The organism is Acidovorax sp. 35-64-16, from assembly GCF_002281195.1.
Taxonomy (GTDB): domain Bacteria; phylum Pseudomonadota; class Gammaproteobacteria; order Burkholderiales; family Burkholderiaceae_C; genus Acidovorax; species Acidovorax defluvii.
In genome coordinates this window covers 33476-47351 of record NZ_NCFM01000022.1, presented here as the reverse complement: position 1 = coordinate 47351, position 13876 = coordinate 33476, and the positions used below count along the sequence as shown (strand labels likewise).

12 protein-coding genes and 1 other RNA gene are annotated in these 13876 nt (G+C 60.8%); 9 read left to right on the top strand and 4 right to left on the bottom strand.

What is annotated here, in order from left to right:
- Together B7Y64_RS13595 and B7Y64_RS13590 are read left to right on the top strand one after the other, a co-directional pair.
- Positions 1-169, top strand: a 169-nt coding sequence (locus B7Y64_RS13595; RefSeq protein ID WP_291329150.1) for a type II toxin-antitoxin system HigB family toxin, incomplete at its 5' end; no start/stop codon positions are given.
- 18 nt (positions 170-187) lie between these two features.
- A complete protein-coding gene (locus B7Y64_RS13590) occupies positions 188-559 on the top strand; it encodes a type II toxin-antitoxin system HigA family antitoxin (RefSeq protein ID WP_031672505.1) in 372 nt (123 codons plus the stop codon).
- Between the two features lie 122 nt (positions 560-681).
- On the opposite strand, the gene ssrA is transcribed toward B7Y64_RS13590, so the two are convergent.
- The 4 genes from ssrA to ompA form a co-directional block, all read right to left on the bottom strand.
- Positions 682-1068, bottom strand: a transfer-messenger RNA (tmRNA) gene (ssrA, locus tag B7Y64_RS13585).
- A gap of 13 nt (positions 1069-1081) precedes the next feature.
- On the bottom strand, positions 1082-1747 hold the full coding sequence (locus B7Y64_RS13580) for an HAD-IA family hydrolase (protein ID WP_291329143.1): 666 nt from the start codon (positions 1745-1747) through the stop codon (positions 1082-1084).
- A gap of 8 nt (positions 1748-1755) precedes the next feature.
- Complete coding sequence (gene ubiG, locus B7Y64_RS13575) at positions 1756-2466, bottom strand: bifunctional 2-polyprenyl-6-hydroxyphenol methylase/3-demethylubiquinol 3-O-methyltransferase UbiG (protein WP_291329142.1); 711 nt, start codon at positions 2464-2466, stop codon at positions 1756-1758.
- A 91-nt stretch (positions 2467-2557) separates the two neighbouring features.
- Positions 2558-3193, bottom strand: a complete 636-nt coding sequence (gene ompA / locus B7Y64_RS13570) for an outer membrane protein OmpA (RefSeq protein WP_024815334.1) — start codon at positions 3191-3193, stop codon at positions 2558-2560.
- Between the two features lie 225 nt (positions 3194-3418).
- On the opposite strand from ompA, the gene gyrA reads away from it, so the two are divergent.
- The 7 genes from gyrA to B7Y64_RS13535 all read left to right on the top strand — a co-directional run bounded on the left by gyrA (position 3419) and on the right by B7Y64_RS13535 (position 13815).
- Complete coding sequence (gyrA, locus tag B7Y64_RS13565; RefSeq protein ID WP_024815335.1) at positions 3419-6091, top strand: DNA gyrase subunit A; 2673 nt, start codon at positions 3419-3421, stop codon at positions 6089-6091.
- Positions 6092-6190: 99 nt separating this feature from the next.
- Positions 6191-7300 carry a 3-phosphoserine/phosphohydroxythreonine transaminase gene (gene serC, locus B7Y64_RS13560; protein WP_291329138.1) on the top strand — a complete coding sequence of 370 codons (1110 nt, stop codon included), beginning with the start codon at positions 6191-6193 and terminating at the stop codon, positions 7298-7300.
- A gap of 42 nt (positions 7301-7342) precedes the next feature.
- Positions 7343-8440 carry a prephenate dehydratase gene (gene pheA, locus B7Y64_RS13555; RefSeq protein WP_024815337.1) on the top strand — a complete coding sequence of 366 codons (1098 nt, stop codon included), beginning with the start codon at positions 7343-7345 and terminating at the stop codon, positions 8438-8440.
- 9 nt (positions 8441-8449) lie between these two features.
- Positions 8450-9334, top strand: a complete 885-nt coding sequence (locus B7Y64_RS13550) for a prephenate dehydrogenase/arogenate dehydrogenase family protein (RefSeq protein WP_024815338.1) — start codon at positions 8450-8452, stop codon at positions 9332-9334.
- On the top strand, positions 9335-11365 hold the full coding sequence (locus B7Y64_RS13545; protein ID WP_291324727.1) for a bifunctional 3-phosphoshikimate 1-carboxyvinyltransferase/cytidylate kinase: 2031 nt from the start codon (positions 9335-9337) through the stop codon (positions 11363-11365). It abuts the gene before it with no gap.
- 192 nt (positions 11366-11557) lie between these two features.
- Positions 11558-13258, top strand: a complete 1701-nt coding sequence (rpsA, locus tag B7Y64_RS13540) for a 30S ribosomal protein S1 (RefSeq protein ID WP_291324728.1) — start codon at positions 11558-11560, stop codon at positions 13256-13258.
- Between the two features lie 236 nt (positions 13259-13494).
- The gene (locus tag B7Y64_RS13535; protein WP_024815341.1) at positions 13495-13815 is read left to right on the top strand and encodes an integration host factor subunit beta; all 321 of its coding nucleotides are present in this window, start codon (positions 13495-13497) and stop codon (positions 13813-13815) included.
- Positions 13816-13876 lie beyond the last annotated feature (61 nt).

Here is a 13876-nt window from a genome sequence, read left to right as displayed (position 1 = left end):
CCGCAGCGCCAGCGTGCTGAAGAACCGTCGCGTGGTCTTCAACATCAAAGGCAATGACTACCGGCTGATCGTGGCCATTGCGTACAAGTTGCAGATCGTCTACGTGAAGTTTGTCGGCACCCACAAAGAATACGACGCAGTGGACGCAGAAACCGTTGAAATGGCCTGACCGGCCACGGAGAAAAACATGGACATCCGCCCTATCCACACCGAAGCAGACTACAAGGCCACGCTCAAAGAGATTTCTGCCTTGATGGAGTCCGACCCTGATCTGGGCACGCCGGAAGGGGATCGCCTGGACATCCTGGCCACGCTGGTGCAAGCCTACGAGGCCAAGCATGTCCCCATCACGGCGCCAGATCCGGTGGAGGCCATCAAATTTCGGATGGATCAGAGCGGTCTGTCCGTCAAAGATCTTGAGCCGATCATTGGCAAGAGTAACCGCGTCTACGAAGTCCTGAGTCGCAAGCGCCCGCTGACGCTGGCCATGATCCGCAGACTGCACAAGAGCCTGGGCATCCCGGCCGATGTGCTTATTGCGGAGACGGCTGCGGGGTGATCAGCGAACACTGAACTTGGTTTCTGCGGAGCGTCCTCAAGAGGCCAACGCGTGAAACCGCGCCAACACAGGGGAAACAGGCAAAAAAATCCCAACCGGATAAGGGTTGAGATTTCACATTATGGTGGAGCTGGCGGGAATTGAACCCGCGTCCGCAAGCCTTCATCGGGCAGATCTACATGTTTAGCGGTCTGATTTAAGTCTCGCCACCTTTGTCGCGCAGTCGCACGCTACACCGGCCGCCAGCACCCTATTTTCTCACCCCAACCCAAGGTACCCGGATCAGAGCCAGCCCATGTAATTATCCTTGCAGCCGGGAGGCGCTGATTGCTCAGAACCCCCTTGCCCAGCCCATCGGCCAACTGTTGCAAGGCTCACTGGCAATTAAGCAGCGAGTGCGAAACGTTCGTCGTTTGCAGTTAGTTTTTTAAATCGAGATTTACGAGCGTGACTCAAGCTCGACATGCACCACACCGATTCCGAACCCACGTCGAAACCAGGACAGCCCCTACAAAGCGTATTTTAGGCCTTCTCAAGCAATTGCAAGAGGTCAAGCGGTGAATTAATTACCGCGTGGGCGCCCCATTGCAGGGGATCAGCCCTATCCCCCAGATATCCATACGTCGCCGCTACGGTTCCCATTCCGGCAGCAAGCCCCGCGACGATATCTCGGTGATCGTCGCCCACATAAATACAGCGGTCAGGATTCAATCCCAGACGCGATGCAGCTTCCAGGAGCGGAGCAGGATGCGGCTTGGCGTGAGGTGTTGAATCTCCACTCACAACCGCCCCAGCAGTAGCAAACAGCGGCATGGCAAACGTGAGCGGCTCCGTAAAACGGGCCGATTTGTTGGTGACCACGCCCCACATCAGTTGCCGCTGAAGCAACTGCTCAATCAGATGACCGACGCCATCAAAAACAGTGGTCAGATGGGTCATTCGAGTTTCGTAATTGACGAAAAACTCTTCACGCAATGCTTCGTAGTCTGGGTGCTCGGGCGTCATGCCAAAAGCCTCGCCCAGCATGCCCCTCGCCCCAGCACCAGCCATTGGGCGATAACGCTCTGCTGGCAACGAGGGCATACCCCGGTCGGTGCGCATTTTGTCTGCGGCAGCACCGAGGTCAGGTGCGCTGTCGATCAAGGTGCCATCCAAGTCAAACAATACGGCACGAACGTCAGAAAACATACAGCGCTTCAAACACCACGGCGTGTGGCAAACATGTAGTTGACACTAGTGTCATCACCCAGCCAATAGCGACGCGTGAGCGGATTGTGCTCCAGGCCGCAGGTGTGCGTGACGTCCAAACCAGCTGCGCGGCAACTGGCAGCAAGTTCACTTGGACGAATCAGTTTGGCGTATTCATGCGTACCGCGTGGCAGCATGTTCAAAATGTACTCAGCCCCCACGATGGCCAGCGCAAATGCCTTCGGGTTACGGTTGATGGTAGAAAAAAAGACCCATCCCCCCGGTTTAACCAGCTGCGCGCAAGCCTTAACGACGGACGCGGGGTCTGGCACATGCTCAAGCATTTCCATGCATGTCACAACATCGAAACTGGCCGGCTGTTCTGCTGCCAAGGCTTCAACACTCACTTCCCGGAACTGGAGGTTGGAAGTTTGCGCCTCCAAAGCATGCAGCCGGGCTACGCGCAGTGCTTTTGTGGAGAGATCAATGCCGGTGACATTGGCCCCCTTGCGTGCCATGGAATCTGACAGAATGCCTCCGCCACAACCCACATCGAGCACCACCTTGGAAGACAGGCCTGCAAAGCCATCAATCCAGCCGAGTCGAAGCGGATTGATCTGGTGCAGCGGACGAAATTCGCTGTCAGTGTCCCACCATCGATGGGCTAGTTCAGAAAATTTAGCCAATTCGGCGGGATCAGCATTCACAGTTTCACTCATGATCACCATTTTCCATCAAGCTACGGAGAACGAACGGACAGACGTAAAAAAAGGCCCCGATCTCGGGGCCTTTTTCTGAGCAATCCGAAGATTACTTGGTAGCGCGGGTACCAACCACTTCGATTTCGACGCGGCGGTTCTTGGCGCGACCTTCCTTGGTCTTGTTGTCAGCCACAGGCTGCTTTTCACCCTTGCCTTCGGTATACACGCGGTTCTTTTCGATGCCCTTGGAGACCAGATAGGCCTTCACTGCTTCGGAACGACGCACGGACAGCTTCTGGTTGTAGGCGTCAGAACCGACGGAGTCGGTGTGACCCACGGCAATGATGACTTCCAGGTTGATGTCCTTGACCTTGGAGGCCAGGTCATCCAGCTTGGCCTTACCTTCGGGCTTCAGCACGGACTTGTCGAAGTCAAAGAATGCGTCAGCAGCGTAGGTCACCTTGGTGGCCACGGCGGGTGCTGGAGCAGGCTTGGCAGCAGGTGCAGCAGCTGCGGGTGCAGCAGCGACAGGAGCAGCAGCAGGAGCAGCAACCAACGCACCGTCGCATCCTGGAGCAGCCGTTGCGGGCGTCCAGAAGGCATCGCGCCAGCAGTACTCATTGGTGCCGTTTTTCCAGACCAGCTCGCCGGAGCCATTCTTCCAGTTGTCAACGGTTTGTGCGCCAGCGGCGGTTGCGAGCGCTGCGGAGGCAAACAACATCGCCACTTTGTTCAGTTTCTTCATGGTTCTCCTCTTGGGGAAAAAGCCGCAGCCGCGCTGCGAATCAGGACGTCATCGGTGACCATCACCAAAAACGTTCAATCGATTGTGCCATACGTAACAGGGCAAGTGCGGGGGCTGTGCATTAGGTTCCGTAGGACAAAAGCCCAATTGCCACGATATGTTGCTAAGGCGCTACACGCTCTTGCCCCTAAAATGGCTTTCCTTTGCCGTCACCGCCGCCTCCCAATGACCCAGTTTGCCAAAGAAACCCTGCCGATCAGCCTCGAAGAGGAAATGCGGCGCAGTTATCTCGACTACGCAATGAGCGTTATCGTGGGGCGAGCTTTGCCCGATGCACGGGATGGCCTCAAACCCGTACACCGGCGCGTGCTCTTTGCCATGCACGAGCTCAACAACGACTGGAATCGACCCTACAAAAAGTCGGCCCGTATCGTGGGCGACGTGATTGGTAAATACCACCCGCACGGCGACTCTGCGGTGTATGACACCATCGTTCGCATGGCCCAGGATTTCTCGCTGCGCCACATGCTGGTAGATGGCCAAGGCAACTTCGGATCGGTGGATGGTGACAGCGCTGCAGCCATGCGATATACCGAAATTCGCCTGGCGAAAATCGCGCACGAAATGCTGGGCGATATCGACAAGGAAACCGTCGATTTCGGCCCCAACTACGACGGCAGCGAAAAAGAGCCGCTGGTACTGCCCAGCAAACTGCCCAATCTGCTGGTCAATGGCTCGGCAGGTATTGCCGTCGGCATGGCCACCAATATTCCGCCGCACAACATCAACGAGGTGGTGGATGGCTGCCTGCACATGCTGCGCAACCCCGAAACCACCATCGACGAGTTGATGGAGATCATTCCCGCGCCCGATTTCCCCACTGCGGGCATCATTTACGGCATCAATGGCGTGAAGGACGGCTATCGCACCGGTCGCGGCAAGGTGGTGATGCGTGCACGCTGCCACTTCGAGGACATCGACCGCGGCCAGCGCCAGTCCATCATCGTTGACGAACTGCCCTACCAGGTCAACAAAAAGACGCTACAAGAGCGCATGGCCGAGCTGGTGCATGAGAAAAAGATCGAAGGCATCAGCCACATCCAGGACGAGTCGGACAAGTCCGGCATGCGCCTGGTGATCGAACTCAAGCGCGGCGAAGTGCCCGAGGTGGTGCTCAACAACCTGTACAAGCAGACGCAGCTTCAGGACACCTTCGGAATGAACATGGTGGCGCTGATCGACGGCCAGCCGCGTCTTTGCAATCTCAAGGATTTGATCAGCGTCTTCCTGCAGCACCGCCGCGAAGTGGTCACCCGCCGCACCGTGTTTGAACTGCGCAAGGCGCGCGATCGTGGCCATGTGCTTGAAGGCTTGGCCATTGCCCTGGGGAACATTGACGACTTCATCCGCATCATCCGCGAATCGCCCACGCCGCCCGTTGCCAAGGCGGAGTTGATGACACGCTCGTGGGACAGCAAGCTGGTGCGCGAAATGCTCACGCGCACCCGCGCCGATGGGGGGATGATCAACGCCGATGACTACCGCCCCGAGGGCCTGGAAAAGGAATTCGGCATGGGCCAGGACGGCCTGTACCGCCTGTCGGACACGCAGGCCCAGGAAATTTTGCAAATGCGCCTGCAGCGCCTGACCGGTCTGGAGCAGGACAAGATCGTGGCCGAGTACAAGGAAGTCATGGCGGTCATCGAAGACCTGCTCGACATCTTGGCCAAACCCGAGCGCGTATCGGTCATCATTGGCGACGAACTCACCGCCATCAAGCAGGAATTCGGCCAGCACAAGCTGGGCGCCCGCCGCAGCGTGGTGGAATACAGCGCGCAGGACCTCTCCACCGAAGACCTGATCACCCCCACCGACATGGTGGTCACGCTCAGCCACACCGGCTACATCAAGAGCCAGCCCTTGAGCGAATACCGCGCGCAGAAGCGCGGCGGGCGCGGCAAGCAGGCCACAGCCACGAAGGAAGACGACTGGATCGACCAGCTCTTCATCGCGAACACGCACGACTACATCCTGTGCTTCTCCAACCGGGGCCGCCTGTATTGGCTCAAGGTGTGGGAAGTGCCCGCCGGCTCGCGCGGATCGCGTGGCCGCCCCATCGTCAACATGTTCCCGCTGCAAGACGGTGAAAAAATCAACGTGGTGCTGCCGCTCACTGGCGACATGCGCACCTTCCCGGCCGACCGCTACGTGTTCATGGCCACCAGCATGGGCACCGTGAAGAAGACCGCGCTGGACGAATTCAGCAACCCGCGCAAGGGCGGCATCATTGCCGTCAACCTGGATGACGGCGACTACCTGATCGGCGCTGCGCTCACCGATGGCCAGCACGACGTGATGCTGTTTTCCGACGGTGGCAAGGCCGTACGTTTCGACGAAAACGACGTGCGCCCGCTGGGCCGCCAGGCGCGTGGCGTGCGCGGCATGATGCTCGAAGACGGCCAGAGCGTGATCGCCATGCTGGTGGCCGAAGACGAAACCCAAAGTGTGCTCACGGCCACCATCAACGGCTACGGCAAGCGCACCAGCATCACCGAATACACCCGCCACGGCCGTGGCACCAAGGGGATGATTGCCATCCAGCAAAGCGAGCGCAACGGCAAGGTCGTGGCCGCCACGCTGGTGCATGCCGACGACGAGATCATGCTGATCACCGACAAGGGCGTGCTGGTGCGCACCCGCGTGTCCGAAATCCGTGAACTCGGCCGTGCCACGCAGGGCGTGACGCTGATTGCGCTGGACGAGGGCTCCCAGCTCAGCGGCCTGCAGCGCATTGTCGAAAACGACGCGAACATGGCCGATGCCGAAACTGATGGAGACGCTGGCGCGGACGGTGGCGCCACCGCTGCGCCCGAAGCTCCAGATTCGCCAGACGCTTGATTTCAGCAGCGCACGATTCGTCGCACATTGAATGCTACAAAAACAATAGCTGTTAGCGCTTAACTGGTAAGCACTAGCAGCCATTCTGACCTATATTTAATGACACGCCCGTACAACTTCTCGGCAGGCCCTGCCGCCATTCCCAACGAAGTCCTCGAACAAGCTGCAGCCGAAATGCTGGACTGGAACGGTAGCGGGATGGGCGTGATGGAGATGAGCCATCGCGGCAAGGAGTTTTTGTCCATCTACGAACAGGCCGAAGCCGACCTGCGCGAACTGCTGGCGGTGCCTGCCAATTTCAAGATTTTGTTCATGCAAGGCGGCGGCCTGGCTGAAAACGCCATCGTGCCAATGAATCTGTCGCGCGCTGGGGCCGTCGATTTTGTGGTGACCGGCAGCTGGAGCCAGAAGTCGCAAAAGGAAGCGCGCAAATACGCGTCTGAAGTGAACGTGATCGCATCGGGGGAAGATGCTGGTTTCACGACCCTGCCCGATCCGGCTGCATGGAAAATCAGCCGCGGAGCGAGCTATTTGCACATCTGCAGCAATGAAACCATCAATGGCATCGAATTCCACCAGTTGCCCGATCTGAAGGCGCTGGGCAGCGATGCCCCACTGGTGATCGATTTTTCGTCCCATGTGGCCTCACGCCCCGTGGACTGGTCGCGCGTGGGTCTGGCCTTCGGCGGCGCCCAGAAGAACCTGGGACCCGCAGGCCTTACGCTGGTGGTCGTGCGCGAAGACCTGCTGGGCCACGCACTGCCCTCGTGCCCCAGCGCGTTCGACTACAAAACCGTGGCCGACAACCAGTCGATGTACAACACGCCCCCGACCTGGGGCATCTACGTGGCGGGGTTGACCTTCCAGTGGCTCAAGCGCCAGCGCGAAGGCAGCCACAGCGGTGTGGCGGCAATGGAGCAGCGCAACATCGCCAAGGCTCGCCTGCTCTACGACACCATTGACCAGTCGCAGTTCTACGTGAACAAGGTGGCGGCCAACTGCCGCTCGCGCATGAACGTGCCCTTCTTCCTGCGGGACGAAAGCCGCAACGATGCCTTCCTGGCAGGCGCCAAGGAGCGCGGATTGCTGCAGCTCAAGGGGCACAAGTCGGTCGGCGGCATGCGCGCCAGCATCTACAACGCGATGCCGCTGGCAGGCGTGCAGGCGCTGGTGGACTACATGCGAGAATTTGAACAAAAAACCGCCTGAACACCCGTTCAGGCGCACGCCCCGCGAACGCCTCAGTCATTCATGAACAATCCGCAAGCCTCACCCGAACTCGCCAGCCTGCGCGTGCAGATCGACAACATCGACCAGCAACTGCTCACGCTGCTGAACCAGCGCGCGCTGGTGGCAGAGCGGGTGGGCGAAATCAAAAAACGCGAAGGCACGCCCTTCTTCCGCCCCGATCGCGTGGCGCAGGTGATCGAGAAGATACAGACCGCCAACCCCGGGCCGCTCAAGGGCGCCCACGTGGCGGCCATCTGGCGCGAAATCATGTCCGCCTGCCTGGCGCTTGAATCGCCGCAACGCGTGGCCGTGCTGGGCCCGGAAGGCACGTTCTGCGAACAGGCGGCCATCGAGTTCTTTGGCGGCGCCGCAGACCTGATGTATTGCGCCAACTTCGATGAAGTTTTTCATGCCACTGCCGCCGGCAGCGCCCAATATGGCGTGGTGGGTGTCGAAAACTCCACCGAAGGCGTGGTCACGCGCTCGCTCGACATGTTCCTGCACACGCCCACCCATGTGGTCGGCGAGGTGAGCTTGCTGGTGCGCCACAACCTGCTGCGCACGAGCAATTCGCTCGACGGGATCGACGTGGTGCTGGCCCATCCGCAAGCGCTGGCACAGTGCCAGGCCTGGCTGTCCAAGCACCTGCCGCATGCCGAGCGACGCCCGGTTTCCAGCAATGCCGAGGGCGCGCGCCTGGCCACCACCAACCCCGCGTGGGCCGCCTTGTCCAGCGAGCGCGCGGCCCAGCAGTTTGGCCTGCACATCGTCGCCCACGCCATACAGGACGACGCCTACAACCGCACGCGCTTCGCCATCATCTGCCTGCCCGACACGCTGCAGACTCCGCCGCCTTCCGGCAAGGACTGCACCAGCCTGATCGTGTCGGTTCCCAACCGGCCCGGCGCCGTGCATGACTTGCTCGTGCCGCTCAAGACCCATGGTGTCTCCATGACACGCTTTGAGTCGCGCCCCGCGCGCACCGGCCAGTGGGAGTATTACTTCTACATCGACCTCGACGGGCATCCCGCACACCCCCATGTGGCGCGGGCTCTGGAAGAGCTGCGCAGTCTGTGCGCGTTCTACAAGGTTCTGGGAACCTACCCCGTTTCAGCATGAGAGGCCGCCATGTTTGAACAACTCGGACTGATCGGCTGCGGCCTCATGGGAGGCTCTTTCGCTCTGGCAATGAAAAAGGCAGGCCTCGTCAAACGGGTGGTGGGCTACAGCAAATCGCCCTCCACCACCGACCGCGCCCGCCAGCTGGGCGTGATTGACGTCGAGGCGCCATCGGCCTTGCTGGCCGTGGCAGGGGCCGACATTGTGCTGCTGGCCGTGCCAGTCGCCGCCACGGAGGCCACTCTCAAGGCCATCAAGCACCTTGTCACTCCGCAAATGCTGATCATGGACGTGGGTTCCACCAAGGCCGACGTGGTGCAGGCGGCCCGGCGCTCGCTGCGCGACCAGCTGGGCTCGTTCGTGCCGGCCCACCCTATTACAGGGCGCGAGGTTTCCGGTGTGGAACACGCCGACGCCGAGCTTTACAGTGGCCGTCAGGTCATCCTCACCCCTATCGAGCGAACCCTCACAGCGCAGTTGCAGAAAGCCGAAGAAGTCTGGACCGCGCTGGGTTGCCGGGTGACCAGCATGTCCCCCGAGTCCCACGATGCGGCCTTTGCGGCCATCAGTCACCTGCCGCATCTGTTGGCGTTTGCCATGATGAACAGCATCACCGGGCAATCAAACGGCGATGATTTTTTGTCGCTGGCAGGTCCGGGGTTTCGCGACTTCACCCGCATCGCTGCGGGCGACCCCAAGATGTGGCGCGACATTTTGCTGTCCAACCGTGAAGAGTTGCTGGCCCAGTCGCGCCTGTTCCAGCAGGCCCTGCACACCTTTGAGCAGGCCATGGAAAAAGGCGATGCACAGCGACTGGAAGACATGCTCACCCTGGCCAGCGAAACCCGCGCCCACTGGCGCATGGGCGCACAGCGCACGTCCAGAAACCGATAGATGTTCAGCACCGCCTTTCTCGATCTGCCCCCGCTCGACACTGCCGGGGGCTGCGTGCACCTTCCCGGCTCCAAAAGCATCTCCAACCGCGTGCTGCTGCTGGCTGCGCTAAGCCGTGGCACCACCACCGTGCACGACCTGCTGGCCTCCGACGACACGCGCGTGATGCTTGATGCGCTGCGTCAGATCGGTTGCACGGTCGAAGAAGCAGGCAGCACCGTGCGCATCACGGGTCTGGGTGACCGATCGCCCCAATCGCCCGCTCAGCTTTTCATGGGCAATGCCGGCACGGCCATGCGCCCTCTCACGGCAGCGCTGGCGCTGCTGGGCGGCGAGTTCGAGCTGTCCGGGGTGCCGCGCATGCACGAGCGCCCGATTGGCGATCTTGTCGATGCACTGCGTCAGCTGGGCTGCCATATTGACTACCTGGGCAACGATGGCTATCCGCCACTGCGCATCGCCCATGCGGACGGCGTGCCTGCGTTGGCGCTTGCCTCGCCCATCCGCGTGCGCGGCGACGTATCGAGCCAGTTCCTTACCGCCCTGCTCATGGCGCTGCCGCTGGCGGCTGGCACGCACAGCATCGCGATCGACGTGGTGGGGGAGCTGATTTCCAAGCCCTACATCGCCATCACCCTGCAGCTGCTGGCGCGCTTTGGCATCGTGGTCGAGCACCAGAACTGGCAGCGGTTCACCATTGCTGCAGGCAGCCGCTACCAGTCTCCCGGCGACATCCATGTCGAAGCGGACGCATCATCCGCTAGCTATTTCATAGCGCTTGGCGCAATCGCATCAAGCACCAGCGGCCAAAATGGCATAAGGATTCAGGGGGTAGGCCTGGATTCGATCCAGGGCGACATCCGCTTTGTCGATGCAGCCCGGGCCATGGGAGCCGTGATCACGGGCGGCCCCAATTGGCTGCAGATCGAACGCGGCGCATGGCCCCTCAAGGCCATCGATCTGGACTGCAACCACATCCCGGATGCCGCGATGACACTCGCCGTAATGGCGCTCTATGCTGAAGGCACCACCACGCTGCGCAACATCGCCAGCTGGCGCGTGAAGGAAACCGACCGCATCGCCGCTATGGCCACCGAGTTGCGCAAGCTCGGTGCCACGGTTGAAGAGGGACCTGACTCCATTCGAGTGACGCCCCCGGCGTTGGTCAAGGACTGGAAAGCCGCCAGCATCCACACCTACGACGACCACCGTGTGGCCATGTGCTTCTCACTGGCAGCCTTCAACCCGGCCGGCCTGCCGGTGCGCATCGAAGATCCCAAATGCGTGGCCAAAACGTTTCCGGACTACTTCGAGGCCCTGTTCTCGGTGGCCCACGCCCTGCCCCGCCATGTTCCCGTGATCACCATCGATGGCCCAACGGCCTCCGGCAAGGGCACGGTGGCCGAGGCCGTGGCCAAGCGCCTGGGCTACGAATTCCTGGACTCCGGTGCCATGTATCGCATCACCGCGCTGGCTGCGCTGCGGGCGGGACTGGGCATTGATGCCGCCCACGAAGCGCCCATTGCCACGCTGGCACGCAGCCTCCCCGTGCGGTTTGAGGCAGGCCGCGTGCTGCTGGGGGCCGACGACGTGACCGACGCCATACGCACCGAAGAAGCCGGAATGAACGCCTCGCGCGTGTCCGCCTTGCCTGCCGTGCGCGCCGCACTGGTCGACCTGCAGCACGGCTTTCAGCGCCTGCCGGGCCTGGTGGCCGATGGCCGGGACATGGGCACCGTGATCTTCCCGGACGCTCCTTTGAAGGTGTTTTTGACGGCCAGTGCTTCCTGCCGCGCAGAACGCCGCCATAAACAGTTGATTTCAAAGGGTTTTTCGGCTAATATCGACGACCTTCGCGCAGATCTGGAGGCGCGTGATGCCCGGGATAGCTCCCGCAGCGTCGCACCCCTCAAGCCTGCGCAAGATGCTCTGGTCCTGGACAACTCCACCTTGACGATTGATGAAGCCGTCAACCAGGTGTTGTCATGGTGGCAAGAGCGCCAGCCTTTCGCAGTGACTGCGCAGCGCTGAAACGTGTGGGGCCTTCCTAAAAAAGGGGCCCCGCAGGCAAGACCGCAAGGCCTTGCAACAGGCCCATGCGACCCCTCTCGCGCGCCAGCGCACAGGTTGCCTGGATCGATAACCTAACCCGCGGTTTTACCGCAAAAAACCACCGCAAGCAGCTATAAAAACAGTAGCAATGGTGCTACTGGAATCCTGTTTGTGGCAAGGAAACACATGTCCGAATCTTTTGCCGCCCTTTTTGAAGAATCCTTGCAGCGCACGGAAATGCGCCCAGGCGAAGTCATCACCGCTGAAGTTGTGCGCGTCGAGCACAACTTCGTCGTGGTCAACGCCGGCCTCAAGTCCGAAGCCTACGTGCCGCTGGAAGAGTTCAAGAACGACAAGGGCGAAGTCGAAGTCCAAGTGGGTGACTTCGTGTCGGTGGCCATTGGCTCCATCGAAAACGGCTACGGCGACACCATCCTGTCGCGCGACACCGCAAAGCGTCTGGCTTCGTGGATGAGCCTGGAAAAGGCCCTCGAATCCGGCGAATTCGTCACTGGCACCACCAGCGGCAAGGTCAAGGGCGGTCTGACTGTCCTGGTCAACGGCATCCGCGCATTCCTGCCTGGTTCGCTGATCGATACCCGTCCGATCAAGGATCTGACGCCGTACGAAAACAAGACCATGGAATTCAAGGTCATCAAGCTGGACCGCAAGCGCAACAACGTGGTGCTGAGCCGCCGCGCTGTGGTGGAAGCCTCCATGGGCGAAGAGCGCGCCAAGCTGATGGAAACCCTCAAGGAAGGCTCCATCGTTCAAGGCGTGGTCAAGAACATCACCGAATACGGTGCGTTCGTGGACCTGGGCGGCATCGACGGCCTGCTGCACATCACCGACATGGCATGGCGCCGCGTGCGTCACCCATCCGAAGTGGTGACTGCTGGCCAGGAAATCACCGCCAAGATCCTGAAGTTCGACACCGAAAAGAACCGTGTCTCGCTGGGTCTGAAGCAGATGGGCGACGACCCATGGATGGGCGTGAACCGCCGCTACCCACAATCGACCCGTCTGTTCGGCAAGATCACGAACATTGCCGACTACGGCGCGTTCGTCGAACTCGAACCCGGCATCGAAGGCCTGGTGCACGTGTCTGAAATGGACTGGACCAACAAGAACATCGCTCCCGCCAAGCTGGTTTCGCTGGGCGACGAAGTCGAAGTCATGGTTCTGGAAATCGACGAAGACAAGCGCCGCATCAGCCTGGGCATGAAGCAGTGCAAGGCCAACCCATGGCAAGAATTCGCACAGGACACGAAGCGCGGCGACCGCGTCAAGGGTCCTATCAAGTCGATCACCGACTTCGGCGTGTTCGTGGGTCTGGCTGCCGGCATCGACGGCCTGGTGCACCTGTCCGACCTGTCGTGGAACGAAACCGGCGAAGCCGCCGTGCGTAACTACAAGAAGGGCCAGGAAGTCGAAGCCATCGTGCTGGCCGTGGACGTGGACCGCGAGCGCATCTCCCTGGGCATCAAGCAGTTGGATGGCGACCCGTTCACCACGTTTGTGACCGTGAACGACAAGGGCCAGACGGTGACCGGCAAGGTCAAGACCGTGGACGCCCGTGGCGCTGAAATCGACCTCGGCGAAGACATCGTGGGCTACCTGCGCGCTTCGGAAATCTCCCGCGACCGCGTGGAAGATGCCCGCAACGTGCTCAAGGAAGGCGACGAAGTCACCGCTGTGGTGGTCAATGTGGATCGCAAGACCCGCAACATCCAGCTGTCGATCAAGCAAAAGGACATGGCCGACGAACAAGGCGCCATGGCCAACCTGAGCCAGCAGTCGAGCCGCGAAAGCGCCGGCACGACCAGCCTGGGCGCCCTGCTGCGCGCCAAGCTGGACAACTCGGAAAAGTAAAGCACTGACCCGGGAGCATCTGCTCGAATCGAGCGGCAAGTGTGCGCTGCGGATCGCGGTGGCCTGCTAGGCGCAAAGCGCAGCAATAGCCTGGCTATTGCGAGCATTTGCGACAACGCAGACCGCCCGAGTCCGCAGATGCACACGACGCGATGACTCGTGCAGAGGCTCCCTAGACGGTCAGACAGCGGGCGCCTTGTGCGCCCGCTTCTCTTTCAGCCTTTGATTCTCCTGCCATGCCCCAAGACTCCATGACCCGCTCCGACCTCGTCGAAGAACTGGCCGCCCGCTTTGGTCAGCTCACGCACCGCGATGCCGAATTCGCCGTCAAGACCATACTGGACGCGGTGGGCGATGCCCTGGTGCATGGGCACCGCATCGAGATCCGGGGCTTTGGCAGTTTCTCGGTCAACCATCGCCCGCCACGCATGGGCCGCAACCCGCGCAGCGGCGAAGCCGTGGCCATTCCGGAAAAGCGCGTGCCGCATTTCAAACCGGGCAAGGCACTTCGCGAGGCGGTAGACCAGCGAACCGCCGAGCTGGAAACAAGTCTTTGAAGACCGGTTGCTATTAGTTCAATAGCTATTAGCGCTTTATACATAAGGGCTGTCGGCATAA

Excerpts from the sequence above, each read along its gene's own strand:
- B7Y64_RS13590 (WP_031672505.1), top strand. The coding sequence starts at position 188 with ATGGACATCCGCCCTATCCACACCGAAGCAGACTACAAGGCCACGCTC.
- B7Y64_RS13580 (WP_291329143.1), bottom strand. The coding sequence starts at position 1,747 with ATGTTTTCTGACGTTCGTGCCGTATTGTTTGACTTGGATGGCACCTTG.
- ubiG (WP_291329142.1), bottom strand. The coding sequence starts at position 2,466 with ATGAGTGAAACTGTGAATGCTGATCCCGCCGAATTGGCTAAATTTTCT.
- ompA (WP_024815334.1), bottom strand. The coding sequence starts at position 3,193 with ATGAAGAAACTGAACAAAGTGGCGATGTTGTTTGCCTCCGCAGCGCTC.
- gyrA (WP_024815335.1), top strand. The coding sequence starts at position 3,419 with ATGACCCAGTTTGCCAAAGAAACCCTGCCGATCAGCCTCGAAGAGGAA.
- serC (WP_291329138.1), top strand. The coding sequence starts at position 6,191 with ATGACACGCCCGTACAACTTCTCGGCAGGCCCTGCCGCCATTCCCAAC.
- pheA (WP_024815337.1), top strand. The coding sequence starts at position 7,343 with ATGAACAATCCGCAAGCCTCACCCGAACTCGCCAGCCTGCGCGTGCAG.
- B7Y64_RS13550 (WP_024815338.1), top strand. The coding sequence starts at position 8,450 with ATGTTTGAACAACTCGGACTGATCGGCTGCGGCCTCATGGGAGGCTCT.
- B7Y64_RS13545 (WP_291324727.1), top strand. The coding sequence starts at position 9,335 with ATGTTCAGCACCGCCTTTCTCGATCTGCCCCCGCTCGACACTGCCGGG.
- B7Y64_RS13535 (WP_024815341.1), top strand. The coding sequence starts at position 13,495 with ATGCCCCAAGACTCCATGACCCGCTCCGACCTCGTCGAAGAACTGGCC.